This window comes from Micromonospora endolithica, from assembly GCF_003626595.1.
Classification (GTDB): Bacteria; Actinomycetota; Actinomycetes; order Mycobacteriales; family Micromonosporaceae; genus Micromonospora; species Micromonospora endolithica.
This window is the reverse complement of the sequence record NZ_RBAK01000001.1, coordinates 109,590-136,119: the sequence shown is the minus strand read 5'-3', so window position 1 is coordinate 136,119 and position 26,530 is coordinate 109,590. Positions and strand designations below refer to the sequence as shown.

At 68.6% G+C, this 26,530-nt stretch carries 23 protein-coding genes; 8 read left to right on the top strand and 15 right to left on the bottom strand.

Annotated elements, in window-relative coordinates; genetic code table 11:
* The first annotated feature begins 49 nt into the window (after positions 1-49).
* Positions 50-397: an ArsR/SmtB family transcription factor gene (locus tag D7223_RS00580; RefSeq protein WP_120723671.1), complete on the top strand. Its 348-nt coding sequence runs from the start codon at positions 50-52 to the stop codon at positions 395-397.
* 145 nt (positions 398-542) lie between these two features.
* On the opposite strand, the gene D7223_RS00575 is transcribed toward D7223_RS00580, so the two are convergent.
* The 14 genes from D7223_RS00575 to D7223_RS00505 form a co-directional block, all read right to left on the bottom strand.
* A complete protein-coding gene (locus D7223_RS00575; protein WP_120723668.1) occupies positions 543-965 on the bottom strand; it encodes a hypothetical protein in 423 nt (140 codons plus the stop codon).
* Positions 966-1,108: 143 nt separating this feature from the next.
* Positions 1,109-3,205 (bottom strand): PhoX family protein, encoded by a 2,097-nt coding sequence (locus D7223_RS00570; protein ID WP_120723666.1) that lies wholly within the window; start codon positions 3,203-3,205, stop codon positions 1,109-1,111.
* Between the two features lie 152 nt (positions 3,206-3,357).
* Entirely contained in the window at positions 3,358-4,050 is a 693-nt protein-coding gene (locus tag D7223_RS00565; protein ID WP_238161391.1) for a hypothetical protein, read from the bottom strand.
* On the bottom strand, positions 4,047-4,802 hold the full coding sequence (locus tag D7223_RS00555; protein WP_120723662.1) for a winged helix-turn-helix transcriptional regulator: 756 nt from the start codon (positions 4,800-4,802) through the stop codon (positions 4,047-4,049). The genes D7223_RS00565 and D7223_RS00555 overlap by 4 nt, the downstream gene beginning before the upstream one ends.
* 238 nt (positions 4,803-5,040) lie before the next feature.
* Entirely contained in the window at positions 5,041-5,904 is an 864-nt protein-coding gene (pstB, locus tag D7223_RS00550) for a phosphate ABC transporter ATP-binding protein PstB (protein WP_120723660.1), read from the bottom strand.
* A 60-nt stretch (positions 5,905-5,964) separates the two neighbouring features.
* Positions 5,965-6,882 carry a phosphate ABC transporter permease PstA gene (gene pstA / locus D7223_RS00545; protein ID WP_120723658.1) on the bottom strand — a complete coding sequence of 306 codons (918 nt, stop codon included), beginning with the start codon at positions 6,880-6,882 and terminating at the stop codon, positions 5,965-5,967.
* Positions 6,879-7,826 carry a phosphate ABC transporter permease subunit PstC gene (gene pstC, locus D7223_RS00540; protein WP_120723656.1) on the bottom strand — a complete coding sequence of 316 codons (948 nt, stop codon included), beginning with the start codon at positions 7,824-7,826 and terminating at the stop codon, positions 6,879-6,881. Before pstC ends, pstA begins: the two co-directional genes overlap by 4 nt.
* Position 7,827: 1 nt before the next feature.
* A complete protein-coding gene (locus D7223_RS00535; protein ID WP_120723654.1) occupies positions 7,828-8,799 on the bottom strand; it encodes a PstS family phosphate ABC transporter substrate-binding protein in 972 nt (323 codons plus the stop codon).
* 193 nt (positions 8,800-8,992) lie between these two features.
* Positions 8,993-9,637: a phosphate signaling complex protein PhoU gene (gene phoU, locus D7223_RS00530; protein ID WP_120723652.1), complete on the bottom strand. Its 645-nt coding sequence runs from the start codon at positions 9,635-9,637 to the stop codon at positions 8,993-8,995.
* A 362-nt stretch (positions 9,638-9,999) separates the two neighbouring features.
* Positions 10,000-10,416, bottom strand: coding sequence for an arsenate reductase ArsC (locus tag D7223_RS00525; RefSeq protein WP_120723650.1), 417 nt, complete (start codon positions 10,414-10,416; stop codon positions 10,000-10,002).
* Between the two features lie 20 nt (positions 10,417-10,436).
* The gene (locus tag D7223_RS00520) at positions 10,437-10,640 is read right to left on the bottom strand and encodes a DUF2180 family protein (RefSeq protein ID WP_120723648.1); all 204 of its coding nucleotides are present in this window, start codon (positions 10,638-10,640) and stop codon (positions 10,437-10,439) included.
* On the bottom strand, positions 10,637-11,731 hold the full coding sequence (gene arsB / locus D7223_RS00515; RefSeq protein WP_120723646.1) for an ACR3 family arsenite efflux transporter: 1,095 nt from the start codon (positions 11,729-11,731) through the stop codon (positions 10,637-10,639). The genes D7223_RS00520 and arsB overlap by 4 nt, the downstream gene beginning before the upstream one ends.
* A complete protein-coding gene (locus tag D7223_RS00510; protein ID WP_120723643.1) occupies positions 11,728-12,033 on the bottom strand; it encodes an ArsR/SmtB family transcription factor in 306 nt (101 codons plus the stop codon). Before D7223_RS00510 ends, arsB begins: the two co-directional genes overlap by 4 nt.
* Before the next feature lie 285 nt (positions 12,034-12,318).
* A complete protein-coding gene (locus D7223_RS00505; RefSeq protein ID WP_120723641.1) occupies positions 12,319-12,567 on the bottom strand; it encodes a hypothetical protein in 249 nt (82 codons plus the stop codon).
* A 719-nt stretch (positions 12,568-13,286) separates the two neighbouring features.
* On the opposite strand from D7223_RS00505, the gene D7223_RS00500 reads away from it, so the two are divergent.
* Positions 13,287-13,658, top strand: coding sequence for an ArsR/SmtB family transcription factor (locus D7223_RS00500; RefSeq protein WP_120723639.1), 372 nt, complete (start codon positions 13,287-13,289; stop codon positions 13,656-13,658).
* A 240-nt stretch (positions 13,659-13,898) separates the two neighbouring features.
* Positions 13,899-14,804, top strand: coding sequence for a thermonuclease family protein (locus D7223_RS00495; protein ID WP_120723637.1), 906 nt, complete (start codon positions 13,899-13,901; stop codon positions 14,802-14,804).
* Here the strand turns inward: D7223_RS00495 and D7223_RS00490 are convergent.
* Entirely contained in the window at positions 14,770-16,152 is a 1,383-nt protein-coding gene (locus D7223_RS00490) for a recombinase family protein (RefSeq protein ID WP_238161387.1), read from the bottom strand. The genes D7223_RS00495 and D7223_RS00490 overlap by 35 nt on opposite strands.
* A 284-nt stretch (positions 16,153-16,436) precedes the next feature.
* On the opposite strand from D7223_RS00490, the gene D7223_RS32395 reads away from it, so the two are divergent.
* The 5 genes from D7223_RS32395 to D7223_RS00465 all read left to right on the top strand — a co-directional run bounded on the left by D7223_RS32395 (position 16,437) and on the right by D7223_RS00465 (position 26,089).
* Positions 16,437-17,063, top strand: a complete 627-nt coding sequence (locus D7223_RS32395) for a hypothetical protein (protein WP_147252460.1) — start codon at positions 16,437-16,439, stop codon at positions 17,061-17,063.
* Positions 17,060-19,138 carry a DEAD/DEAH box helicase family protein gene (locus D7223_RS00480; RefSeq protein ID WP_120723633.1) on the top strand — a complete coding sequence of 693 codons (2,079 nt, stop codon included), beginning with the start codon at positions 17,060-17,062 and terminating at the stop codon, positions 19,136-19,138. Before D7223_RS32395 ends, D7223_RS00480 begins: the two co-directional genes overlap by 4 nt.
* On the top strand, positions 19,131-21,728 hold the full coding sequence (locus D7223_RS00475) for a DUF2510 domain-containing protein (protein ID WP_120723631.1): 2,598 nt from the start codon (positions 19,131-19,133) through the stop codon (positions 21,726-21,728). The genes D7223_RS00480 and D7223_RS00475 overlap by 8 nt, the downstream gene beginning before the upstream one ends.
* A 164-nt stretch (positions 21,729-21,892) precedes the next feature.
* Positions 21,893-24,322 (top strand): hypothetical protein, encoded by a 2,430-nt coding sequence (locus D7223_RS00470; protein ID WP_202864558.1) that lies wholly within the window; start codon positions 21,893-21,895, stop codon positions 24,320-24,322.
* 600 nt (positions 24,323-24,922) lie between these two features.
* Positions 24,923-26,089: a hypothetical protein gene (locus D7223_RS00465; protein WP_202864557.1), complete on the top strand. Its 1,167-nt coding sequence runs from the start codon at positions 24,923-24,925 to the stop codon at positions 26,087-26,089.
* Positions 26,090-26,530 lie beyond the last annotated feature (441 nt).

Sequence of the window (26,530 nt, the reverse complement as noted above, 5' to 3'; positions counted from 1 at the left end):
GTCATTTCGTTGAATGACAATACGATGCTTGTGGGGGAGGGTGGAAGGCATGGAGCAGTCGAGGTCCGAGCAGGCTCACCGGACCCCCGAGACCGGAACAGACAGCGGCGACGCGGCGCTGGCGCAGGACACGCAGGAGTTCCTCAAGGCCCTGGGCAGCCCGACCCGCCAACGGATCATGATGCTGTTCGCCCAGGGAGCGGAGTTGTCCGTCGGGGAGATCGCGCAGCGGGTCGGGATCAGCCAGGCCACCGCGTCGCAGCAGTTGACGCTGCTGCGACGCGGCAGGGTGGTGGCGGCACGGCGTGAGGGCAAGTCGGTGTACTACCGGGCTGACCGCGACGGGGTGATGACGGCGCTGGCGGACCTACAGGCATACCTGACGACCTGCTGCTAGGAGCGCAGCTCACGTGATCGGCCTCGATGTCGGTGAACAGGTTCGGGTACCCGGCCAGGTGCGACCGAACGGACCCGAGCCGCCGTCACGGCCAGAGAGACTGAGGTTGATCGAACACCGTCGGCACGGGGACCTGCCCGACCGGTCAGGCCGCTTTCGATCGTGTCGGGTCCTCACCGCCCGGCCGAGGAGGCAGCGCTGGATAGCCGAGAAGCGGGTTGACTGCGCTGAGTCTCACAACACGTGCCGGCGCACCGGCGGCGGCGGTGATCACGATCTGCTGGCCGAGCGACGACGCGTAGTCCCGGACGGGCAGTTGGACGGCGAGCGCGGCGCAGTCGAGGTTCCGCAGCGCGGTCAGATCAACGGCGAGACGGAGTGGCCCAGGCGGGGGCCAACAGGCGCGTAAGGTCGTGCGCGAGCTGACCGGCGGTAGCCAGATCGGCTTCAACCAGGCGATCCGGGCGTCGCGCACCAGCAGCGCACCGGTCAGGGTGACGTAGTGGGCACCTGGCCCACGGTCGTGGTAGTCGGCGCGCAGCACGCCGCGATCAGCGGCGATGTCCATCGGAAGACTCTGCTCCTCGCCTCGGCGATCGGCCGGGTTGGGGAGGCGGGGGGAGTCGGTGCCCGTGCCCTGCGGCTCGGCCGCGGATATGGGACGAGGGTGCCCTCCCTGGCGGGGAGGGCACCCTCGTCGGGGAGGTGGGGTCAGGCGCCGATCTGGCGGCCGTCCAGTCGCCAGACGGTGATCACGGCCGGGCGGGCGAAGTCCCCATCAGGCCAGGTGGAGGCGGGGTTGTCGATGCTGGCGCCGTCGAGCTCACCGGGGTGCTGCACGGAGACGAAGGCGGTGCGGTTGTCCGGAGCGATGTGCGCCGATGCCTGCTCGGCGCCGGTCGGCACGGTGAGGAACTGCTTGACGTGTCCGCGTTCCGGGCCCTCGACCGGGACGGCGAACAGGCCGTCGTTGGAGCCCAGCGCGTTGCCGTCGGTGGAGATCCACAGGTTGCCGTGGGCGTCGAAGTCGAGGTTGTCCGGGCAGGAGATCGGGGACACCTTGGTCTTGTCGTAGCCGGCGAAGAACGTCGACGGGTCGGTCGGGTCACCGCAGACGATGGGGATGGTCCAGGTGAACGTCTCCGCGGCGTTGTCGCTGCTGTTCTCGGTGATCTCCAGGATGTGGCCGTGCTTGTTGTTGGCGCGCGGGTTAACCTCGTCGGCGGCCGGCTGGCCGGCGGCGCCGCGGCGGGTGTTGTTGGTCAGCGCGGCGTACACCTTGCCGGTGCGCGGGTTCGGGGCGACGTCCTCGGGGCGGTCCATCTTGGTCGCGCCGACCTTGTCCGCGGCGAGCCGGGTGTGCACCAGCACCTCGTCAATGGTCATTCCCGCAACCAGCGACTGGTTGCCCCGAGCCAGGGGGATCCAGCGGCCGGCGCCGTTGAACGCCCCGTCGGTGGGCAGTGTGCCGCTGCCGTCGATCTCGGCGGCGGAGGTCGCCTCGAACTGCGCCACGTACAGCGTGCCGGACTCCAGCAGCGTCATGTTGTGCGCGCGCTGCGCCGGGCCGTTCCCGCGGCGCATCTTCTTGTCGGAGACGAACTTGTACAGGTAGTCAAACCGCTCGTCGTCGCCCATGTACGCCACGACCCGCCCATCCTTGGCCAGGATGATCTCGGCGCCCTCGTGCTTGAACCGACCCAACGCCGTGTGCTTGCGCGGCGTGGAGTCCGGGTTGTAGGGGTCGAGTTCGAGGATCCAGCCGAACCGGTTGGCCTCGTTCGGGTTGCGGGTCAGGTCGAACCGCTCGTCGGCCCGTTCCCACTTGCGCGAGCCCGACGGGTACCGGTTGACGGTGTCGATGCCGTAGCGGGCCAGCGCCGGCTTCGTCTGCGCCGGGACGCCGTCGCCGCCGACGAAGTACTGGTTGAAGTTCTCCTCACCCGACAGGATCGTGCCCCACGGGGTGAGGCCGCCGGCGCAGTTGTTCAGCGAACCCCGCACGGTCAGCCCGCGCGGGTCGGCGGCGGTGCGCAGCAGCGGGCTGCCGGCGGCGGGACCGGTGAACCGCATCTTCGTGGAGGCGGTGATCCGCCGGTTGAGCCGGCGGGCGCCCTTGCCGACGGGGCGCCACTCGCCGCTGTCGCCGACGCGCTCGACCTCGACGACGCTGAGACCGTGGGCGGCCATCGCAATCTTGATCTGCTCGACGGTGAGCGCGTCGAGGGTGGTGAAGCCGGGGAACATCAGGTTCTCGTTGGTGTACTCGTGGTTGACCACCAGCAGCGCCCGACGGCCGCGCCGGTCCAGCGGCAGGGTGACCAGCCAGTCGTTGTTGAACCCGAACTGCCTGGCCTGCGCCGCCGGGCTCTGCCGGTCGGCCCGCCACGCCGGCGCGCCGGGCACGACCTCGTCACCCCAGGCGAGCAGGACCGAGTGGTCGTAGCCGTTGGGCACGATCACCGTGTCCAGGGTGTTCGGGGGGATCGGCTTGAAGGTCAGCGCACCGGAGCCGGCCGGCGCCGCCGCGGCGTCGGGGGCAGCCGGTGCGGCATAGGCGGCCTCGCCGCCGACGCCGATCGCGCCCACGGTGCTGCCGGCGCCCACGACCAGCGCACCCAGGGCGCCGGCGCGCAGCAGGCCGCGGCGCGACACCTCCCCGGCGATGTCACCGAAGTACGGGTTGTCCGAGGTGTTGGGCGCCGGGTGGGAGCAGGCGTTGCCGCAGCGGTACTGGCAGGTCATCGCGCTGCGCCCGCCGTGGCCGGTCAGGACCGGCAACAGGCGTGAGGGCCGGAACTCCGTCATGGGGTCTCTCCTGAGCAGGTCCGAAGTGTTGTCACCCGGGACGCTAGGCAGGCGAGGTGGACCGCAGACACGACGGAAAACGACAGGCATAAATCTGACAGGTGAACGGAGCATGTCGCCGGTGCTTGCGTGGCCACGTCGCCGCACCGACCTCACTCAGGGGCGAGACCGCGTGCCTGCCTCCATCGCATCGCCTGTTCCTCGTCGAGGCGGTAGAACATCTCCGGCGGTCGCCCTTCGGGACCACCCGCCACGCGCGTGAATGGCAGGCCGAGGGCCGGGAAGTCGTAGTGCGCCTTCAGCAGTCGTGTCAGACCGGCGAACGCCCCGACGATCTTGTCCCGGGTGGTGCCGGCCTCGGCTGCCAGCTCCGGGCTGCTCAACAGTTCCCCCGGACGACGCGCGAGCGCGTCCAGGACCTGGATCACGGTCCGGTGGGTGAGGCTGCGTCCGGTGCTCAGTCGGCGTAGGTCCTCCACCGGCCAGGGCCTGGCCGGCGGCTGCTCTTTGGGACGCAGCGGTCCTCGTGGCACGGGGCGTGGTTTCGCCTCGGCGTCGAGTTCGGCGAGCAGCCGTGCGACGTGGGCGACGTAGGCGACGGGCACGGCGACCATGACCACGTCCGAGTCCTGATCGACCGTGGCGGGCGCCTGCTCCGCAGCCGGCACGGTCGGTTCCGCGAGCTCCGCCGGTTCGATCGGCTCCGCGCGCTCCGCCGGGTCGGTCGGTTCCGCCGGCGCGATCAGCTCCGCCGGTTCGGACGGCTTCGCCGGTCCGATTAGCTCCGCTGGTTCGGTCCGCTCCGCGGGTTCGGCCGGCTCCGCGGCTTCGTCCGCGGTGGTCATGGCAGGGGCGGGGAGGCCGACACCGTCATGGTGGACGGGATGAACCGGTAGCCCAACCCCCGGACCGTCACGATCATGGGTGGCTGGCCGTCGTCCATGCCCAGCCGCTTGCGCAGCCGCTTGATGTGCACGGTCAGGGTGTTGGAGGCGTCCCCGGACAACCCGTGCCAGACCGCCAACAGCAGTTGCTCGCGGGTGACAGTGCGGTCGGCGTGGGTCATGAAGAAGTACAGCAGCTGAAACTCCTTCATCGGCAGCGCCACGAGGCGGCCATGCAGGTGCACCTCCAGCGTGGCGGGGTCGGCCCTGAGTCCGCCGATCTCGACGGGCGGGTCGAGGGAGCTGGCGCTGTCCGGGCGGATGGCCCGCAGGATCGGGATGATCTCGTCGGTGCGGTACGGGCGCCGCACGCAAGCGGTCGCGCCTTCCTTGAGCACGGCGGCGGCCAACGGTCCGTCGTCGTCGCCGACCCCGACGACGGTGGGGATGCCCGCCCGGCCGGCGAGCAGCCGCACCATGTCGGTGCTGCTCATGGTGGCCAGTCCCGCCGCGACCAGCGCGGCGTCCGGCTGCAGGGCGCCCGCGCCGAGCAGCGCCTCCGCGGGGTGCGGGAAGTGGTGCCCGCGGATCCGGTGGGCGGACAGCTTGTCGACCAGCTCCGCGCCGAGCACGTCGTCGTCATCGACCACGAGCAGCACGAGGCGACCGTCGTTGCGTCGGTCGCCGGTGGTGGCCTCGACGAGGTTGTTCATCGGTACCGGCTCCGGTTCAGCTCATGGCCCTCAGGCCGGCTCGCGGTGGGCTGAGGACGGTCCGCCGTGTTGCGGCCCGCACGCACGGCATGAGACAACGGCCCGTGAGCCCATCGTGCAGGTCACGGGCCTCAGTAGTGGGGCTTCGCCACACCTGCGAAGCCCCACGTGAGGTAACGATTCGCCGACTGCACCTCCGCGGTGAGTCCTGCCGGCACGGGCACCGTTGGTGCGGCTGTCAGCCGAACCGGCCGGTGATGTAGTCCTCGGTGCGCTTGTCGGTCGGGTTGGTGAACAGCTTGCTCGTGTTGGTGAACTCGACCAGCCGGCCGTGGCGCTCCTGCTTCTCGTCGACCTCGGCGGTGAAGAACGAGGTGTAGTGGCTGACCCGGGCGGCCTGCTGCATGTTGTGCGTGACGATGACGATCGTGTAATCGTTCGACAGCTCGAACATCAGGTCTTCGATCTTGGCCGTGGCGATCGGGTCGAGCGCCGAGCAGGGCTCGTCCATCAGGATGATCTCCGGCTTGACCGCGATGGTCCGGGCGATGCACAGGCGCTGCTGCTGACCACCGGACAGCGACAGCCCGCTGCTCTTCAGCTTGTCCTTGACCTCGTCCCACAGGGCGGCGTCGCGTAGTGCCTTCTCGACCAGGTCGTCCATGTTGGCGACCTTCATGCCGGTGACCCGGGGCCCGTAGGCGACGTTGTCGTAGATCGACTTCGGGAACGGGTTCGGCTTCTGGAAGACCATGCCGATGCGGCGGCGGACCTCGATCGGGTCGACGTCCTTGGCGTACAGGTCCTGACCGTGGTAGGTCACCGAGCCGGTCACCCGGGCGCCGGGGATCAGGTCGTTCATCCGGTTCAGCGAGCGCAGGATCGTGGACTTGCCGCACCCGGACGGGCCGATCATCGCGGTGATCTGCTTCTCCTGGATCGGCATCGACGTGCCGCGCACGGCCTCGTAGGCGCCGTAGTACACGCTGACGCCGGACAGCTCCATGACCGGTGCGGCTGCGCGGGGCTGGTGCCCGGCGACCGGCTGGGCGCCGACGCCGGCGATGTTGACCGCGGGGCGGCTGGTGGTATCGGGGTTCACGGTTCTCACCTCAGACTCGTTCTTGGGGCGGCGGTGCAGCGGCTGATACGTCACGGGTGCTCACCAACGCTTCTCGAACCGGTTCCGCACGAAGATCGCGATGGAGTTCATCACCAGCACGATGGCCAGCAGCAGGACGATCGCACCGGCCGCAAGCTCGGCGAACTCGGCCTGCGGGCGGGTGATGAAGGTGTAGATCTGGATCGGCAGAGCCGTGTAGGCGCTGTCCAGCCCGTCCGGGTTGAAGGTGATGAAGGTGACCGCACCGAGCACGATCAGCGGTGCGGCCTCGCCGATGGCGCGGGACAGGGCCAGGATGGAGCCGGTGGCGATGCCGGGCACCGCGGAGGGCAGCACCTGCCGCGAGACGGTCTGCCACTTGGTGGCGCCGAGCGCGTACGACGCCTGACGGATCGACTGCGGCACCGCCCGGATGGCCTCCCGGGTGGCGATGATGACCACCGGGAGCACCAGCAGCGACAGCACGATCGCGGCGGTGATGACGGTGAAGCCGAGCCCGAGTGCGCGGGCGATGATACCCAGGCCGAGGATGCCGAAGATGATCGACGGCACGCCGGCGAGGTTCTGGATGTTCAGCTCCAGCAGCCGGTTGTACCAGCGGGTGTTGTCGGCGTACTCCTCCAGGTAGATGGCGGAGAGGATGCCGATCGGCAGGCAGATCACCGCGACCAACGAGATGATCCACAAGGTGCCGACCAGGGCGGACTGCACGCCGGCACCGTCTAGCCGGCTGGTCAGGCCGGTGGGCATCTCGGTCCACAGCCGCGAGTCCAACCGGTTCCAACCCTTGATCAGCACCCAGGCCAGCAGCGAGGCGAGCACACCGAAGGCGATGACCAGGCAGGACTGCATGGCCAGCCGGAAGGCCACCTCGCCGGGGCGGCTGCGGCGCTGGGTCAGCGCGGCACCCGGCGCGGAGGGCTCCGGCCGGGTAGGGGTGAGGGTGGGGGCGCTCACTCGTAGACCTCCCTGAAGCGACGGACCATCCGGATCGACACGGCGTTGAGCGCGAAAGTGATCAGGAACAGCAGCGCGCCGACGGCGAACACCGAGTCGTAGTCGAGCGAGCCGACCGGGATGTCACCGGAGGAGATGTTGGCGATGAACGCGGTCATGGTGGCCGCGCCCTCCAGCGGGTTGAAGACCACCCGGTCGGAGGTCAGGCCACCGGCGATGGTGACGATCATCGTCTCGCCCACCGCGCGGGAGACGCCCAGCACGACTGCGGCGACGATGCCGGAGATGGCCGCCGGGACCACCACACGGGTCGACACCTGCATCTTCGTCGAGGCCAGCGCGTACGCGCCCTCGCGCAGGCTGCGCGGCACGGCGGCCATCGAGTCCTCGGAGATGCTGGCGATCGTCGGAACGATCATGATGCCCATCGCGATACCCGCGATGAGCAGGTTCTGGAAGCCCGGACCGTTGTCGGTGGGCCACCACTTCTGCAGTAGGGGGTTGAGCGCGAACAGCGCCACGAAGCCGTACACCACGGTCGGCACACCCGCGAGCAGCTCGATGATCGGCTTGAGCACCCTACGGGTCGCCGGCTTGGCGTACTCGGACAGGTAGATCGCCGAACCGAGACCGATCGGCACCGCGATGATCAGGGCGATGGCCGTCACCACCAGGGTCGCCGACACCAGCGGCAGCACGCCGTACGCTTTCTGCGCGAATGTCGGCGTCCAGCTGGTGGTGGTGAAGAACTCGACGAGGCTGACCTGCTGGAAGAACTCGATCGTCGGATCGGCCAGGGCGATCACGATGCCGACCGTGGTCACGATCGACACCAGCGCGGCGGCGACAAGGAGCACCTGGACGATGCTCTCTATGGGGCGGCGCCGGCCCCGCCGCAGGGAGTTCCCTGCGACAGAACCGGCGCTCTGGGTGCTGGTGGTCACGTCAGACCGCGGCCTTCAGGGCGTCGAACTCGCTCTTCAGCGTGCCCTTCTGCTGCTCGGTCAGCGGGACGAACTTCGCCTCCTTGACGATGTCGTCGATCGACTCGATGTAGAAGCTGACGAAGTTCTCGACCTGCGGCTTCTTGGCCCCGGCGTCGCTGACGTAGATGAACAGCGGGCGGGACAGCGGCTTGTAGGTGTTGTCCTGGGCGGTCTTCAGGCTCGGCTCGACGCAGCCCGCGCCGCCGTCGACCTTCAGCGCCTTGAGCTTGGCGGCGTTCTCCTCGAAGTAGGTGAAGCCGAAGTAGCCGAGGCCACCCTTGGTGCCGGACACGCCCTGCACCGTAACGTTGTCGTTCTCCGACGCGGTGTAGTCGGTGCGGCTCGCGCCCTCCTCACCGTTGATCTCGGCGGTGAAGTAGTCGAAGGTGCCCGAGTCGGTACCCGCGCCGAACAGCTTCAGCGGCTCGCTGGGGAACTTCGGGTCGACCTGGTTCCAGTTGTTGACCTTGGAGTTGGGCTCCCAGATCTTCTTCAGCTGGTCGACCGTGAGGCAGTCGGCCCAGGTGTTGTCCTTGCTGACGACCACGGTGAGCGCGTCGTTGGCGACGATCAGCTCCTTGAACTTGATACCAGCGGCCTCACAGGCCGCCTTCTCCGCGTCCTTGATCGGGCGGGAGGCGTTGGAGATGTCGGTCTCACCCTTGCAGAACTTCTCGAACCCACCACCGGTGCCGGAGGTGCCGACGGACACGTTCACGCCGGCCTGACCGCCCTCCTCCTTGTAGATGGAGGCGGCGGCCTCGCTCAGAGGGGCCACGGTGCTCGACCCGTCAACCTTCACCTCGCCGGAGAGCTTGGTCTCGCCACCGGCGGCGTCGGTGTTCTCGGCGTTATCGCTGCAGCCGGCAAGCGCGAGCGCGGCGACTGCGACGCCAGCGAGGACGCGCCGCGAAAGCACGTTGCGGTTCACCAGGTAAGCCTCTCTATCGGGGTGCATCAGCCCGTCCGGGCCGTACGTCAGCCAAGGTAGGAGGGCCAGGTAGCCGGCCCACCGGACGCAGGTGAACGAAAAGTGAACTCCACGGCGCGGAAAGTGGCCCACCGTTGCAGAAATGTGACATGGCGGCGGGCGGATGCCCAGATGTCCGGAAAATGAAGCCCTGTCAGAGCCGGATGTCACCGGTCACGAGGTACACCACCTGGCGGGCGACGTTGACCGCGTGGTCGGCGTAGCGCTCGTAGTAGCGGCCCACGAGAGCCAGGTCGATCGCGGACTCGATGCCGTAGGGCCACGCCGATACGAGCATCGACAGCAGGCTGGCGTGGGCGGCGTCGACCTCGTCGTCGTCGAGACCCAGCTGCATCGCGTCCAGCGGGTCCCGGGTGGCCAGGACGACCGCGGTCTTGTCCGCGATCCGCGTGGCGGCGTCGGCCAGGGTGGTGAGCACGCCCGTGGCCATCGGCGGCACGACGGTGACGGGATGACGCATCAGCGCGACCTTGGCGACATGCACCGCCAGATCCCCCATGCGTTCGAGGTCCCCGGCGATGCGCATCGCGCACAGCACCAGCCGCAGGTCCCCGGCGACCGGCTGATGCCGTGCCACCAGCAGCGGAATCATCGCCTCCACGTCGGTGCGCCGGGCGTCGAGCAGGGCGTCACCGCGCAGCACCGCCTCCGCGGCGTCGCGGTCGACCTGCAGCAGGCCGCTGCTGGCGCCCCGGATGGCCGCCGCGGCGTCTCGGCTCATCGCCGCGAGGAGTCCGGTGAGCCGGTCGAGCTGTTCGCCGTAGCTGTCCCTGCTCACCCGCGTCCCTCCTCCGCCACTGCCCCACTGGGCCGCGACCTCAGCCGGCCGGCGTCGGGCCGCCGAGCGTCGCCGCCGGCAGGCAGGGTCTGCCCAGAACCGTACCGGCTTCCTGACCTGCCGGCAGGACCGCTCGTGCCCGCCGGATCGACGAGGCCGGGTAGGTGAGCTCGGCAGCGACAGCATGTTGGGCTGCACCGGCGGGGGTACTCAGATCGAGACCTGCGCGCCGCGCCGACCTGGATTCAACGCCACCTGCTGTTCGGCGCAGCGCGGCGACCCACGTCGCGTTGCAACCGCACGAACGGCGGCGGCGTCGGTGGCCTGAACCTGCCGGTCCTGTCGCCGACGGCGAGAAGGCGTCAGGAGCGGGCTGCGCCGGGGACAAGCTCGTGGACCAGCTGCTGCACCCGGTCCCGGATGTCGTCGCGGATCAGACGCACGGCCTCGACGCCCTTGCCGGCGGGGTCGTCGAGTGTCCAGTCCTCGTAACGCTTGCCGGGAAACACCGGGCACACGTCGCCGCAGCCCATGGTGACGATGACGTCCGAGGCCTCCGCGGTGGCGTACTCCAGGAGTTTGGGACTCTGGCCGGTGATGTCGATGCCGACCTCCCGCATGGCCTGCACCGCGGCGGGATTGATCGTGTCGGCGGGCGCGGAGCCTGCGGAGCGGACCTCGACGGCATCGCCGGCGAGGTGACGCAGCCAGCCAGCGGCCATCTGGGAGCGACCGGCGTTGTGCACGCAGACGAACAGAACGCTGGGCTTGTCACTCATGTCAGCACTCCTTGCGGTGGTCAGCTGGTGGCGGCGAGATAGGCGGCGTTGCAGGTGGTGCAGCGCAACTGACGTGCCGCTGGTTCGACCGTCTCCTGCCGGTCGACCGGTGCGATGCGGGTCAGGTGCACCTCGGCGACGACGACGTGATCGCGGCACACGGCGGCGCCGCAGTCGGTGCAGACACCCACGACGCCGGTGGCGCCGCAGTCCAGGCAGTTCATCGCAGCACCGCCGGCGCAGCGTCGGGAAACAGCCGACGCCGCAGGCCGAGGCTGACGTAAACCAGCGCTACCAGCACCGGCACCTCGATCAGCGGACCGACCACCCCGGCGAGAGCCTGGCCGCTGGTTACCCCGAACGTGCCGATGGCAACGGCGATGGCGAGTTCGAAGTTGTTGCCCGCGGCGGTGAACGCCAGGGTGGTGGTGCGCTCATAGGTCAAACCGATCACCCGACCGAGGGCGTAGGACCCGGCCCACATGAGCGCGAAGTAGACCAGCAGCGGCACCGCGATCAGCACCACGTCCCAGGGGCGGGAGGTGATGGCCCCGCCCTGCAGCGCGAACAGGATGACGATGGTGAACAGCAGCCCGTACAGGGCGACCGGACCGATCCTCGGCAGGAAACAGGCCTCGTACCAGTCACGGCCTCGCGCGCGTTCGCCCAGCCGGCGGGTCAGGTACCCGGCGAGCAGCGGGACGCCGAGGAAGATCAGAACGTTGACGGCGATGTCCCAACCAGACACGGCCAACTCGGCGCCGGGCAGGTCCAGCCACTGCGGCAGCAGGGTCAGATAGAACCAGCCCAACAAACCGAACGCGAGGACCTGGAAAACCGAGTTCAGCGCAACCAGGACGGCAGCAGCTTCCCGGTCCCCGCAGGCCAGGTCGTTCCAGATGATCACCATGGCGATGCAACGGGCCAAACCGACGATGATCAGACCAGTGCGGTACTCCGGCTGGTCAGCCAGGAAAATCCACGCCAGGGCGAACATCAGCGCCGGCCCGACGATCCAATTCAGCAGCAACGACGACAGCAGCAGCCGCCGGTCACCGGTGACGGTGTCCAGCCGGTCGTAGCGGACCTTGGCCAGCACCGGATACATCATGACCAACAAGCCGACCGCGATCGGCAGGGAGATCCCGCCGACCTTCACCGCCTCCAGCGCACTGTTCAAGCCCGGGATAAGGCGACCGAGAAGCAGGCCGGCCACCATCGCCACACCGATCCAGACCGGCAGGAACTGATCGAGGCGGGACAACCGGGCCACCACCGCGGAGGGCTGCGTCCCGCGCTGGTCGACGCTGCTCATGGGCACTCCCTGCGAGCCCCGGACCGGGCGCGAGCCCTGCTCGCCAGATCGGCGAGATGCCCTGCAGCGGCCTCCAGCGCCTCGGGCACCAGACGGTAGTAGGTGAACCGGCCGTACGGTTCGGCGACCACCAGGCCGGCCTCGCGTAGCAGCCGGAGATGATTCGAGACGTTCGACTGCTTCGCCCCGGTGTCCTGCACCAAGTGGCAGGTGCAGGCAGGGCCGTCGGCGAGCAGCGCGACGATCTGCGCTCGCATCGGGTCCGCCAGCAACCTGATTACATCAGGCGACGGTGATATCATCACCTAATGATGTAACCACGCCGACGTTCAGCCTGTCCACCGGCTGTCTACCAGGCCCGCCCGGCTACACAACGCGCTGGGCAGCGAGCCGACTGGCGCCTCGAGTGTCGAAGGCTGTCCTGCTCGATGAGAACGCGACCACAAGCCCGGCGACACTGCCGGGCGCTCATGGCGTAGCGAGGCGGCCCGGCGCAACGCGGGCAGGCGCAGTCGCCCAGCGCTTCGGTCAAGCAGGGGCGAGGCGCCGAGCCTACTTGCCCCAAGTGACGCCGGTGACGCCCCTGTTCACACCAGGCCGGCCGGTGTGTTTGCCTCAACTTGAACCGGGAAAGGCACTCCGTTATGGACAACAGTGATGAGCGGCGCTCTGGCGCCGGAGAACGAGACGATGTGGCTGCCGCGGGAAACACCACCGAGGGCCAGCAGGAGCACCTCGCCGAGCTTCTCGATGAGGGTGCAAGCCCCGGCCAGATTGGTGCCCTTGACGGCGCAGCCGCAGTCGGCAGCCTCGGCGCAGTATCTGGGCCTGACCATGACAGCGAGATTCCTAGCGGGGCACCAGACCCGTCCATCGGACCAGACTAAAGACTCTCCCCTGAGCGCCGACGCCCCTTGCCGCCCCGTCTACGTGCCAACAGGAACGGCGCCACGAGTCAGGTCAGGCGCACTCCCAGCTTAGCCTTGGAACATTTGGTACCAGACGAAGAGGGCGCCCTGACTGCCCGCATCAAGGTTGGCCCGAGGTCGACGCCACCGTCGTGAAGCGGGTTCAAAGGATGAGCCATCCGCAGCAGTTTGGCTGCGCGTTCATCGTCGACCTCGCCTGGATCGGCCGCCTCCGCCCAAGCTACGTCAACACCGAATTCGTCGTTCCGTCGTAGGCGCCAAACCTCCAACGGACCCCGCTGCACGTGCGAGACCTTGGCACCGGCGCTGGCCGGGTCGTCGGCAGCTTTCAGACTGTCGCGATGCCACCATCGGCACGAGCGGCGGTGACCCGTTCCCGAGCGGACCACAACAGATGCGGTACCTTGCAGTCACCGTCCGCGACCACCACGAACGCCACTCGTCGCCCATGGAAGTTGACCAAGCCTTCCTCGGAGTCAGCGGTTACTGGTTCCGCCGATCTCTGTCGACCGGGTCCTCGCCATATAGACACCGACAAGACGGCAACAGCCGTGGAGGGCCTACGCGGTGAAGTTAGCGTGATTCGCCCCTCGTTTCACAAGCCTTGCAGGGGTGTTGCTGCAACGATGCAAGACGTGGGAACCGCGAAAACGTCAACGCCTGCGATCTCGCCCCTCGCTGGCGAGCCGATCAAACGTGCCGATGCCGAGCGGCTCGCGGGAGTGCTCAAAGCCTTCGCTGATCCGGCCAGGCTGCGACTGCTCAGTCTGATCCAGTCGGCCCCCGAAGGCGAGGCGTCCGTGAGTGACCTCACCGCGCCGCTCGGTCTGTCCCAGCCAACCGTGAGTCACCACCTACGGATCCTCACCGAGGCCGGCCTGATCGAGCGCGAGAAGCGCGGAGTCTGGGCGTACTACCGTCTGGTGCCATCAGCGATCACCGCGATCGCCGAGCTGTTGACGCCGCCCCGCAAACGAGCGACAAGGAAAACCCGCTGAGCGGCAGCGTCGAGGACGGCGCGCTGGCGGCTGACCCGCCACGTACCTGACGCACGTGATCGACCAACGTCGACTGCGGCAGGTGATGGTCGAGGGCCGCCTGTAGAGAAGCGATCGCGGCTGCCATCCGCTTTGGCTTGGACCTCGTGGTCGGATTCCTGCCACTATCGCTGGCCTGCTGCTCTGGTCGTGGTGCACTCGCTGGTGACAGTGGTGCCGTGTAGGTCTTGGAGGCGACCCGTGATCGAGGCTGTGCAGATCTTCTGGTCGCCGGCGGGGGAGAGCATGCCGTCGCTGGGGTCTCGTGCTCTGGTTGATGTCACCGACGGGGACACCCCGAACCTGCGCATGCCGGTGCGGATGCTGTCCGTGGACACCCCCGAGGTCACCGCCCGCAGCGTCCAGCGGGCCAGCGAGATCGACCAAGATTTCGCGCAGCTCGCGCAGTGGATCCGCCAGGGCAAGGCGCCCGTCGGCCCCGGCCTGGCCGAGTTCCTACTTCCCAAGCTGGAGACCGGACAAGCGGGAAGCCTGCACTTCACCCAGGGCCAGGCCGCGTCCGCGTTCGGCAAGCAGAACATCACCACCCGCCTGGCCCGACCGGGCGGGACACCGCGGTCCATCTTCATCCGAACAGCCGACAGCCCCTTCGACGACAACCACCGGCTGCTGGCCTACGTCGCCCCGAACTACACCGAGAAGGAACGCCGCGAGATCCCCAAGCACCAGCGGCCAACGTTCAACCTCGACCTCGTCACCGCCGGCTGGGCCGCCCCATTCGTGATCTACCCGTCCATTCCCGGCGCTGAGGACCTGGCCCTGCTGATTCAGGCCGCCGCCGATGCCCGCACCAACCGCGCCGGGATTTGGGCCGACCCACAGACGCTGTTGGCCTACGAGTACCGGGCCATCGAGAAGCTGTTTCAGATCACCCGCAAGAAGGTCACCGACCAGCCGCTCACCGTCCATGAGCGGTCCTGGCGCGAGCGATACTGCGCCGACATGCGCACTCGAGTCCTGCACGGCCCCGAGGACTACGCCGACATCGACCCGGAATACCGGCTGTGGATCTGGCCTACGGACCTCCGCGACGCCGTCAGCCACCTCAACCTCACACCCGCACCGCAGCTCGTCGGCGTCCTGTAGCCGTGCACAGGTAGGAAGCGACCTTCACTGAGTCGGGGCTGCGCAGCGCGGGGTGGTGGCGGTGAAGTCCGCGTTCGTGGCGGATGCGGTCGAGGAGGTGGTCTTCCCGGATGTACAGAGTCTTCGGCCGCGGTGAGGTCTTGGTGCGGCTGCTGGTGTGGCCGTGGCGGCAGCGGTAGCCTGGTCGGCCGTGGACCCAATGGGAGTCCATGATCCGGCCGCAGATGCCGCAGCACACGAGGCCGGCAAGCAGGTAGTGGCGATGGGCGCCGTCGGTTGGCGTCGGCGCGGTGTGGATCGCCTGAGCCGCGACGAACTGCTCCTCGGTGACCAGCGGTGGGTGCGCGATCTGTCGGGAGATGACCCAGTGCGGGGCGGTGTTCCAGCGCTGGACCTCGCGGTGCCGCGCGAGAGTTCCATCGGGCTCGACGTCGTCCTGGTCGGTGCGCTGCCGGTTCCACACCTGGCGGCCGGTGTATCGGGGATTGGCCAGGATCGCCGCGACCGTGGTCAGTATCCAGCATCGGCCGCTGCGGTGCGGGTTACGTGCCGGGTCGGCGCCGGACGGGCAGGGGATGCCGGTGTCGTTGAGGGCGCGGGCGATGCTGGCCACGCTGCGCCCCGCGAGCCGCTGCTCGAAAATCCACCGCACAGGGGGCGCGGTGGCAGGGTCGGGCTCTAGGCGATGCAGACGGCGTCCCCAAGCGGCGTGAGCGCGGTTCGGATGCGGGCCGGCGTCCACAAGGCGATAGCCATAGGGTGGCCGACCGCCGAGATGTCGACCCTGCAACTCGGCTTGGGCGCGCATGGCTGCAGTTGTGCGATGCCGGGCCCGGGACACCTCCCGCTGGGAGTGCACGCCCAGCAGGTCCAGCAGCGCCAACTGCCGGGGGTTGTCGAAGTCCACCGGCCCGTAGGTTTCCGGCAGCCACAGCTGCACGCCGTGCCGAACGAGGAGAGGGGTCAACTGTTCAAGCTGCTGGCCGTGAAAGGCGCGCTCGTACTCACCGACGACGATCGCGTCGAACCCGCGTGCCGCGTCTGTCACGGCGGCGAGCAGCCGTGCCGCCTGCGGCCGGTCCGACCAGGCCACCCGGCGAGAGGTGCCCTCGTCGAAGAAGTCGACCACGATCCGGCCGTGACTGGCGATCAAGTCTTCGGCGTAGTCGCGCTGCCACCGGCAGGACGAAGCCCGGTCTTGGAAGTCGACGGTGGACATCCGGCCGTAGAACGCGAACCGCAGCCCATCCGTAGCGGTGGTGAACCGCTGCGGCCGTAGCTTCCGCTGCCCGGCGGCCCACGACGAAAGAGTGCCCCGTTCCGCGGCTGCCGTCATCCTCGTCGCCATAGGACCTCCACGATCGGCGCATCTACCCCCGTCATGGTTCTCACGTCCAGAGTAGGAGGAGCGGTTGGTTCACGCAGCTCTGTCACCCTTTCGGGTGCTATCGGCGGCATCCGGCCGGTCGGCTGACGGACAGCGATCGAGACGGAGTCTGACGGCCAGCCCGGCTACTCATTGATGAGGGTGCGTCGGGGCGGCGCAGCGTGACAACGTAGCCGGCCGTCGGTACTTTACGTGCTGATTCAGCAACGCGGCCCCGCCGCCGCCGTTGCGGGGAAGGGCGTCCGATGAGTTCGCAGGTGCCGCTGTGGTTCCCGCGCTTCGCGGATATGCCAGGCGTCCGCTACTCCCCGCCGCCCGGGCTGGACGTGTCCAAGCTCAGGCAGCGCAGCGTCCGCCCGACAGTGAACCGCTGGCCGGACATGCCGCCGTCGCTGAGTTGGCCGCTGCCAAACGGAACCACCAGTCAGGCCCCTGCCGGTGCTCACCGTCTCGATGATTCCCGTAAGGCGACAACGGCCCGGGTGCTGCGCACCCTCGCCGAAGCTCTCGAGCTACCCGGTGAACCCGCCGATTACCACTTCGCGATCCAGGAGGTCATCTCGCTGCTGTGGTCGCGTCGCGCCGAGGGGCCGCAGGCATTCGTCGAGCTGGAACGGCTGTGCTGGCTAGACCTCCAACTGATCCAGGCTTGCCCCGGCGCGGTCACCTATGAGCACCGTGACGGCGGGGTGCGGTTCGTCAGCATCACGGCGTTCCGGACACTTCTTGACCTCTACCTCACCGAGGGGGCGCTCGGCGACGCAGCCCGGGTGCTGGAGCTCGCCGACCAGTTCGACAACAGCGACACTCCACCTGCCCGGCGCGCACGGGAGCGGTGTGTAGCGTTCGCCGCGGAGGACAACGGCGGATGATTCCCACCCAGGCGGGCAAGGTCACGTCGCTGGCGGATGTGCTGCCCAGCGACTCGTTCCTCGAGTGGGCGTTCCTGCGGTGGGTACTCACGCCGGCCGCGTCCCGGGCGATCGCCGCTCGCGTCCGCCCGCAGGCCGAGGTCACCGTCGACGGACACACCTATCGCTTGGACTACGAGATCGTCGGCGACGAGCTGGCTGTCGCTGTCGAGCTCGACGGCTTCGCCGTGCATGGCACCCGTGCGGCGTTCACGTACGACCGGCTCCGGCAGAACGACCTGACCGCCACCGGCCGTGCCGTCGTCCGGTTCTCCTACGACGCGATCCGCACCGACGCCGCCCGCTGCATTGCCCAGCTTCAAGCGGTACTCACTCGCGACGCCGCGCTTGCCCTCCTCGTCATTCCCGATCCCCATGTGGAGACGCCCGACATGGCCCCCGACCCGATGTGGGCGTTGGCACCCTCACCACGCGCTGCGACGCCGACCTCCTCCGGGTACTTCGTCGGCGTCCGATCCGCCGTCGACCTCCGCACGCTGCGGGAGTGTCAGAAGCAAGCATTCGCCGCGCTCGGCAACTACTACGGCTCCGGTGGCACGAAGGCCGCCTGCGTGATGAGCGTCGGTGCCGGCAAAACGGTCCTCGGCGTGGTCGCGGCCCTAGCGTTCACCCGGCGCCGCGCGTTGGTCGTCACGCCGGGCAATGTCATCCGGGGCGCATTCGATCGCGCCTTCGACCACCAGACGCCTGGCAACGCCCTCTACGGGCTCCCCGGCGGCCCGCTCATCCCCGGCCGCCGCCCGCCAGTGGTGCGGGTGCTCGACCGGGACACCGGCGGCATCCGGCGCGTCACGCGAGAACAGTTGCTCGCCGCCGACGTGATCGTGACCAACTTCCATTCCCTGGGCACCGGTGACGACCCCGACGACCTGCTGGCCAAGCTCGCCCCCGGCGACGTGGACATGATCGTCGTCGACGAGGCGCACATCGCCGCCGCGGAGTCCTACCAGCGACTGTTCGCGCACTTTGCTGGCGCCCGGTCGCTGCTGATGAGCGCCTGCTTCACCCGCCTGGACGGCAAACCGATCGACGGCGACGTCGTCTACCGCTACCGGCTGATCGACTCCATCGCAGACGGCAACGCCAAGAACCTGCGGGTGCTGCCTTTCGTCCCCGACACCGCAGTGACCACCTACGAGCTGGTGTGGCCCGACGGGCGCCGAGAGGAGATCGTCGGCCGCGACGCGCTGCTCGCCGTACTCGGAGACGAACGCAAACTGTCACGTATCACCGCACGGTCCACCGAACCCATCCGCCAGGTCATGCGGGCGGTGGCCAGCGCGCTGGACGCTCAGCGGGAGCTGCTGTTCCCGGTCAAGCCGAGGGTGTTGTTCGCGGCGATGGGGCAGGCGCACGCCGAGCAGATCTCCCGCATCGCCAACGAGCACGGCATCGCCTGCGACGTGTTGCACCACTCGATGACCGACACCCAGATCAAGCGGGTCCGCGAGCGGTTCGAGTCCGATGCCGGCGACCTGGACGCGATTGTGCAGTTGAAGATGCTCGGCCAGGGCTACGACTTCCCGCCAATCTGCGTCGTCGTCCCGATGCGCCCGTACGGCAGCTTCAGCGAGTTCTACCAGTTCATCGGCCGCGGGATCCGCGTGCTGCTCCACCCGGCGCTGATCGGCCGGGTCGGCCCGGAGCAGCAATTCCTCGACGTCGTGCTGCACGCTGAGCTTGGCCTCAACGAGCACCTGGACACCCTTTACGCCGAGAACGACATGGACCCGGTCACCGGGGACGCGACGCTCGATGCCCGCCCGGGCGGCACCCGGCCGCCGTCGCCCGGAACTACCGGCGGTGACGAAGCCGGCCGGATGGACGCCTTCGTCCTGTTCGAGCGCGGCGAGATCGCCACCCGCGTGGTGTACGACGCCGATCGGGTCGAGACCCGCCGCGCGGAACGCGAACGGGAGGCGCTGGCCGCCCGGTACGCCGCCTACGCGGCCAGCACCGCCAACCCGGTGACGTTCGAGCAGTACGTCGAGGTGATGCGAGGCTTGCGTGACTGACAGCCTGGGGCGCCGACTGGCCGCGACCACAAATGCAGAGGAGTGGCTGGCCGTCGAGGACGAGGCCGGTGCCGGCAAGCGGTTCGCCGCGGTGGACGAGCTGCTGGCCGCGGTCACCGCTGCGGCGTTCGCAGGCAAGCCCCCCGTGCAGGTGACCGCCGCCGGAGCCACCAGGGCACTCACGCTCCGGCACGTTCCCGCCTCGACCCGTGCGGCGCTCAAGGAGGGGTTCGACCTCGCCACGCAACAGGCCGCGGGCGCGTGGTGGCTGCCGGAGTCCGCGCCGATCAAGCCGGGAACGGTCAACCTCCCCGCGTACTACGCCATCGAGCCGCGGTGGGCGATGAACACCGCGGCGACCGACGGCGTACGCGTCAAGTTCAGCGGCAACCCGGACGCGCTGGCCAACTGGGCGCTGCTTATCCCGTTCGCCAACACCCTCTACGCACCACTGATCCTGCGCGGCCCCGACGCCGGCGCGCACGTGCCCGCCGCCCGAGACGCCGCCTGGGCCGCGGTCGACGTCTCCTACACCGCGCTCGGACTCACGAGCGAGCATGTGCACTCCGCGCTGACCCGGATGCGTCCGGGCAACGGCTGGTCACAGCTCCCGACCGCGGAGCAGACCGCGACGAAGGTAGCGCTGCTCGACGCGCTCCGCCAGGTCGTCGGCCGGCAGACAGTGAGCCGCTGGCGCGCCGAGGTGCTCCGGCCGCTGGTTCGCCGGTACTACGCGAAGGCGAACAAGGACGCGCCCACCGCACGCGCGGTACTGACAAAGGCGCTGCAACCAGCGGCCGCCGCCTACTTCGGCGGCAACTGGCTGGCGCTGCTGGACTACCTCGGCGAGGCGGTAGCCGCGGGCGAGGAGATCACCACCGCTCTGCCTGAGCCGCGGCTGTATGTGCAGGCCTCAGCGAAGGTCGAGCAGGCCGCCGCTGAAAAGAACCTGCCGGTCGAGGAGGTCGCGAAGATCCTCGCCAGCTACCTCGGCACCGACGAGATTCGTTCCCCCATCCAGCGCCGCCTCGACGTCCTGCGCCGCTACTGGGCCGCGTTCGACACCATCCACGCGCGGCAGGTGTCCGGCATGCCGGCGCCACCGGACCTGGCGCCAGGCCGCGGCTTCGGCATCGGCGAGGACGTGCCGTTCACCCGCCCCGATTTCGAGCGGGTTCTGCCCTCAGCCGTGCTCGTCGACATCGACGCCCTGTGGGGCGGCGCGTGCGTTCCGCGCTACCCCGACCGCATCGTCTCGACGCTGTTCCCACACGCGGAGATGGTCGCCGCGTTCGGCCCCGCTCTGACCTTCTGGAACAACATAGCGCTCACCTGCTGGTACTACTGCGAAGGCCCGTACTCCCGCACTGACATCGACGGCGCGGCAGAGCACTACAGCCGCGACGTCAAGGCCCTCGCCGCTGCCGGCACACCGGTCGACCCGCAACTGTTCGGTGACCTGCGCGCCGCGCAGCGGCGGCTAGGTCCCCCGAAGGAACTGTGGGCCGACCGCCGCGTCCTCGACGCAGGCATCGGCGTCACCGTGACGATGTCGATGGGCGGGGGCGTTCGCCGCGACGGGTTCGAGATCCTCCGCGACATCGTCACCGCGCATCGCCGCGCATGGACCGCCCAGAACCTGGAGACTGCGCTGAACCGCGCCTGGGAGGTGCCGCTGCGCGAGCTCGCCCGCCAGGTGAACCTTGCCGTCACCCGCCGCGGCAAGCTCCCTACCGCCAAGCAGTTCGCCACCCTCGGGGCGCCGGTCGCCAATTCGTGGTTCGGTGGAGACCTCGCCGCGCTCTACGCCGCCGTCGGCGAAAGGGCAGCGGTCGAGCAGGCTCGCGTGCAGCTGATGCCCTATGGCCGGGCGGCGTTCTGCAACCGGGTCTTCACCGCCCTCGGTGGCCGGTACGTCCCCAACAGTCGCGCGGCTGAGGACATTGAGGGCAACCGCCTCTCGTGGGACCTCCGCAGGCTGGCCGCCGAGGCCCCACGATTCGTCCAGATCGAGGAGGCGCTCGACCGGCCGCCGACTCCAGAGGAGTTCGGCGCTGCCCGGCTCACCTGGCCCGGCACCGTCGCCTTCGACCGGTACGCGACCGTAGTCAGGCAGGTCCGTGCCGGACTCGACACCGTCCGTCCTACCGCGATCACCGCAGGGCGAACCCCGGAACGGGTCGGCGGCACGGAGTCGACGAACACTTCGGTGCGGCCACCGGCGTTGGCTTCGCCGCCCGCGCAGACAGCTCCGCTCGGGAGGCTCCAGGCGTCCAGCGGCCAGGCAGCACCGCCCCGACCCGCCCCGGAGCAACGGCTAGCCCCGGCGCCTGCGGCTCCTGTGGCTCCTGTGGCGCAGCCTGCCCCAGACCCATCGAGGCAACCGTCCGCACCGCCACCTGCGGCCCCGTCGGCCGCCGACACTGCGGCTCCCGACCGACGCTCAGGCGTGCTGGGGCGGCTGCTCGGCCGCCGGCAGGTTTCTGCCGCGGCCGCCCCGGGCGCCGGCTGGTACCCGGACCCTCAGGTGCCGGGGCAGCTGCGCTGGTGGGACGGCGCAGCATGGGCGGAGCACATCCACAGGCCGTAACGACTGTCCGCCAATGTGTGACAGGGTGGGATCGACTACGCCGGTTGGCAGGCCGGCAGGATCCCGTGCTGCAAGGTCACCAGGAGTATTCGTGGCGTCAAATTGAGGGCTCGTTGCCGGCTCGGGGGGCCAGCAGCGAGCGCAACCGGACGTACGATCTTGGTGTGTCAGGCGTGAAGCGCAGGAAGGCGGAGAAGCGCCGTAGGCTTCGTCGCGCGAAGCAGGTCGGGGCATCAGGTCGCGACCTTCCTCGCCCGATTCGACTTGCCTTGGAGGGGCTTGAACGGTTCGGGCAGTACGCCGAGCTGGGCGATCTGGACGCCGCAGCAGCGCTTGCCGGTGCGCGGCTCACTGATGCGGTACAGCGCATCGCGCGGCTGACCGCGCAGTGCGATGCCTTCGACGTTCTCGAGTACGTCCGGCTTCACAACGCGATGGCTAACCCGGAGACCTTCCAAGAGACCGAACACGAAGGTAGTGCCGCAGTGATCGAGCTCGTGGCGCTGATCATGGCGGCGCGCGGTAGCCGTGCTGCCTCCGCAGGAGGCGACGGGGACCAGCCGGTGATGAGGCCGGAGCAGATTGTCGAGGACATTCAGATCGCCGCCAGGGAGGCCTTTGACGCGGGCTCCATGCTGATCATGTTCGGTTCCGCGCTGGACGCTGATCCGTTGCGACGCCTGAGCTTCGGCGCACGGCTGCGTGAGGTGGCGGTGCGTAACGTCGCATACGGCCACATGGTTGAGGACACCTTGACGGCGCTGTTCGACCAGCCAGCCGTGCAAGACGCCTGCCGCAGGGTCATGGGCTGCACGGTGAGGCAGATCAGGGACGTGTTCTCGGCCTTGCAGGCCCTGCACGACGAGGCCTGGCACGGCCGCTTCGGTGCGTTGCGCGAGTTCAGGCAGTTGGCCGACTCTGACACTGCGACGGCTGGTGACCTGCCACCGGAGGTGGTCGCGCAGGCTCGGCACCTGTGGGCTCAGGTCTGGGACAATCCCGCTGCCTGCTCGACCTTCACCGAAGAGGTCATCGCCCGCAGTGCCGGCGTCGATGTGGAGACTGTCCGCACCGTGCTCGACCTGTATACAACGCCGCTGGTGCAGCGGCCGTCGGCCGAGGTGGCGCTGGAGTTCTTTCAGGGCCGGTCTCCGCTGCGGGTACGCCCAATCTTGCGAGATCCCGACGGTAGCTTCGTCGTCGTGCACGGCGGGCTGCTGATTCCGGCGATTCGCGAGCGGGTGGAGGAGGCGCTGCGTTTGGATCAGCGCGCCTGGGACGTCTACAGCAAGCACCGCGGCCAGTACGTCGAGCAGGCAGCAGCTGATCTCATCGCGGCGCATCTGCCCGGGTGCGTCACGCATCTGGGCCTGGAGTATTTCGTCCCGGCCACAGGCGCCGAAACCGAACCGGCACGCTACACCAAGGTAGTCGAGGGCGACGGCCTGCTCATCTGCGACGACGTCGCGATCATCATCGAAGGCAAGGCTGTGGCCCTGCGCGCGCGGTCGCGGACCGGGGATCCGCTGCGGCTGCGGCAGGACCTCCGTCGCATCGTCACCGACGCCGGGAACCAGAGCGAGCGGCTCCGCCGGCGCATACTCGACGACGGCGGGCTACGCCTGCGCGACAACAGTTGGCTGGATCTCAGCGGTGTGTGCGAAGTGCACGCCTTCGCGGTCAGTCTCGAGGACCTGTCCGGCATCGCCACCGTGACGAGCGACCTCGTCGCCGCCGGCCTACTGACCGACAGTGCCCTGCCGTGGACTGTCTCGCTGCATGACCTGCGCATCATCAGCGAACTCATCGACCGGCCCGCGGAGTTGCTGTTGTACCTACGCCGGCGCACCGAGCCGGACATCACACGACGGTTCCATGCTGTCGACGAACTCGACTTCTATCTGTACTTCCTCGCCGCGAAGCTGTACGCCGAACCCGATCCCGATGCCGTACATCGCGAGCTCCCACAGCTTGGCGCGCCCCGGGTCAGGGACCGGCGCAAGTACCGCAAACAGCAGCTGGAGCTCCTGACGAGCCGGACGGACGCTCTCGACGCCTGGTACATGCACCGGCTCGGATACCGCCGGACCCCGGCTGACAAGCCCCGCCTGATGGCGGATCGGGGCCTGTTGCAGCTCGTTGACAACCTCGCCGCTCGGGCAGAACCGGGATGGCTGGCGATGTCCGCCACTCTTCTGGGCGGAGACACCCCTACGCAACGACGGTGGGCCGGTCTGGGTGAGCGTCTCGCCGGCCAGACCCGCGCGGACGGGCGTCCACACAGCGCCGCCATGCCCGGCGGAACACGACGTGGCGACAGCTTCGTGCTCGTGTGGATGACGCATCCGCCCTACGTCGCCCCCGCAGCCGCTCGCGCGGAGCTGGCGCGGTACGCCAGCGCGAAGAAGCACCAGTGGCAGCTCGACCGGTCCTTCGGGCTGCTCTACGACGGCGACACCGGTGCGCTGGTCGCCACCGCCTACGACAACCGCTTGCCCGGTCCCGACCCTCAACTGGACGCCGTGGTCACCAACATGGGACTGATGGGCATCGAGGCGCTTCGGACGATTCGGCCAGTGCCGACGCAGCGCTGACTACTACGCCCGGCGAACCGGTGACCCTGGGGGCGAGTGCCGCCCGGGACCTGCCGATCGACAGAGACGACCAACCTGCCGTTCCTGCTACAGGAGCAACGGGTGCCGGCGACATTATCGGTGCATCGGTGATCGGCTCTGCGACCGCGACGTTTTTCCAGCCCACCGCATATCTGGCAGAGGCGGTTCGTCGCACTGCCCAACCACCGCCTGGCGTTTCCCCAGGTCAGGGACTATCGGTGGACCATACCTGGCAGAATTCGAACCGCATACCGGCAGCTCAGGGGCAAAGCGTATCCGTTACTGCGGTCCGACGACTTCAGTGTGATCCCGACCAACGAAGCGGCGCGACTCAGAGAGTCGCGCCGTCCTTCCTACGGATGGCAGGCAGGTTTAACGGTTTGTGGACTCTGCTGCATTGCCCAGCAACCGGCCGATGGCGATGGTGCTGACGCCCCGGCCACTGGAATGCGGTTCGAGGAAACTCGCCGCCCGCACTCAGCCGCAAGCGACCAGGACTCGGGTAAAGCCTGGGGCGACTCGTCGGTGGGGGAGTTGCACGAGGGGTGCGCGACTTCGAGACCCACGTAAAATCGCGGCGTGACGGACTCGATGCCCCATTGGCTCCCCGAGCGCCATCTCGGCGTCGCTGCGACGCTGTCGCACGCGGATGAGCTGATCGGACAGGTCGGCGATCTGCTCTTCGCCTACCAGACACAGGCCCAAGGCGTGCTCGGCTTGCGTGAGGTTCCGGCGGGGTCGTTCAGCCGGACCGTCGTGGGCAGCGTGGCTCCGATCCCACGCAAGGTGCCACTCCTCGTCGCCGACGCGTTAGTGGCACTGCGGGCCGCGCTTGAGCACACGCTGTTCGCCGAGGTCGAGTTCTTGGACGGTGCGCCGCTCGACGAGAAGGCGGCTAGGCTCGTCGAGATACCCGCGTCGGACACATACGAAAAGTTCGAGGAGTGGACGAAAAAGCAGCTCCGTAACCGTCCGCCATCGCTCCGAGCTGGCAGCGAACTCGTGCGGCGGATCGATCGCCTGCAGCCCTTCCACCGTCAGAGCGATCCTCAGACGCACCCTCTGGCTCGACTGGTGCTCCACACGAACCATGCGAAGCACAGGACGCCCGCGATCACCGCGGTCCGCTTGGCTGCCATGTACCAGGACAACCAGATGCCCCGCTCGGTACGCGACCTGCCACCGCGGCCCGAAGAGCCGCTACGCGTCGGCGACGTCATCGCGGAGACCCCGATCGGCACCACCATCCCCGTCACCCTGTTTCCGACGATCGGGATCAATCGACCGGGCACGAGCCGGTGGCCGGTGCTGATGCAGGAGCTCGATGAGATCTCCCATTGGGTCCGTACCCAGGCGGTGCCGCGCCTCGTCACGGGCACGGAGCCGCCCGAGCCGGCGCTTCGGACGCGCTATGAGATCGCCGTTGGTCACCAGGACGAACGCCACGCGATGTCGATGGGTTCGACGACGTCGGCCGCAGATCGCCAAATTCAGCGCCTGGGCGCGGCAGTCGTCCGGACAGACCTGGTCGGTCTGATCGGCCAGGTGGACGGATCCCCAAGCAACCAGCAGATCGCAGCGTGGCTGGCCCAGCTGACCGACGAGGAGGTGCTCGATCGGATGTCGAGGCTGAAGGTGACCCATAGCTACAACCCCGGCGTCATGCTGCATAACGTCGAAGTGCTGGAAGGGCTGCGTGACGAGGCTCTGGGATTCGCCCATGCTGACGCCCGGTCTTGCCGATGAGCGTGCACCTGATCAGCGGTCGCCGCGTATGCGTTGCTGAGTACACTGCGACTGAGCCGACATCCAGGCGATTTACCAGGAGTACGGTCACTCCGTCGCCACACTAGGCGGCCAGCGTGGCGTCCTGGCCTGACGTTTGTGAGCCACTTGGACGCCCATAAGTTCAACTCCCACGTGGAGGACGTCCGCTCGGAGCGCTACTACCCGACGGTCTTTGACGGTTCGTCCAACCCAGGCCGCAGTGCGCTGCTCACGGTATGCCAGGCGATGCTGAATTCCGCACACATGCATCGCCAGCGCGGACGGATCTGGCGCCACCGACTCTCCGCGTTCAAGATTCGGTCCCTGACGCTGTACCAGGTTCTTGACCAGCCTCCGCATCCTGCGCGACGGCCAGCTCGGGAACCTCACCAGCCGTTCCATTCAGTTCATCAATAAGCT

Excerpts from the sequence above, each read along its gene's own strand:
- D7223_RS00565 (WP_238161391.1), bottom strand. The coding sequence starts at position 4,050 with ATGACCACCGCGGACGAAGCCGCGGAGCCGGCCGAACCCGCGGAGCGG.
- D7223_RS00520 (WP_120723648.1), bottom strand. The coding sequence starts at position 10,640 with ATGAACTGCCTGGACTGCGGCGCCACCGGCGTCGTGGGTGTCTGCACC.
- D7223_RS00480 (WP_120723633.1), top strand. The coding sequence starts at position 17,060 with ATGATTCCCACCCAGGCGGGCAAGGTCACGTCGCTGGCGGATGTGCTG.
- arsB (WP_120723646.1), bottom strand. The coding sequence starts at position 11,731 with ATGAGCAGCGTCGACCAGCGCGGGACGCAGCCCTCCGCGGTGGTGGCC.
- D7223_RS32395 (WP_147252460.1), top strand. The coding sequence starts at position 16,437 with ATGAGTTCGCAGGTGCCGCTGTGGTTCCCGCGCTTCGCGGATATGCCA.
- D7223_RS00570 (WP_120723666.1), bottom strand. The coding sequence starts at position 3,205 with ATGACGGAGTTCCGGCCCTCACGCCTGTTGCCGGTCCTGACCGGCCAC.
- D7223_RS00505 (WP_120723641.1), bottom strand. The coding sequence starts at position 12,567 with ATGGTCAGGCCCAGATACTGCGCCGAGGCTGCCGACTGCGGCTGCGCC.
- D7223_RS00575 (WP_120723668.1), bottom strand. The coding sequence starts at position 965 with ATGGACATCGCCGCTGATCGCGGCGTGCTGCGCGCCGACTACCACGAC.
- D7223_RS00580 (WP_120723671.1), top strand. The coding sequence starts at position 50 with ATGGAGCAGTCGAGGTCCGAGCAGGCTCACCGGACCCCCGAGACCGGA.
- D7223_RS00525 (WP_120723650.1), bottom strand. The coding sequence starts at position 10,416 with ATGAGTGACAAGCCCAGCGTTCTGTTCGTCTGCGTGCACAACGCCGGT.
- D7223_RS00500 (WP_120723639.1), top strand. The coding sequence starts at position 13,287 with ATGCAAGACGTGGGAACCGCGAAAACGTCAACGCCTGCGATCTCGCCC.
- D7223_RS00555 (WP_120723662.1), bottom strand. The coding sequence starts at position 4,802 with ATGAACAACCTCGTCGAGGCCACCACCGGCGACCGACGCAACGACGGT.
- D7223_RS00510 (WP_120723643.1), bottom strand. The coding sequence starts at position 12,033 with ATGATATCACCGTCGCCTGATGTAATCAGGTTGCTGGCGGACCCGATG.
- D7223_RS00490 (WP_238161387.1), bottom strand. The coding sequence starts at position 16,152 with ATGGCGACGAGGATGACGGCAGCCGCGGAACGGGGCACTCTTTCGTCG.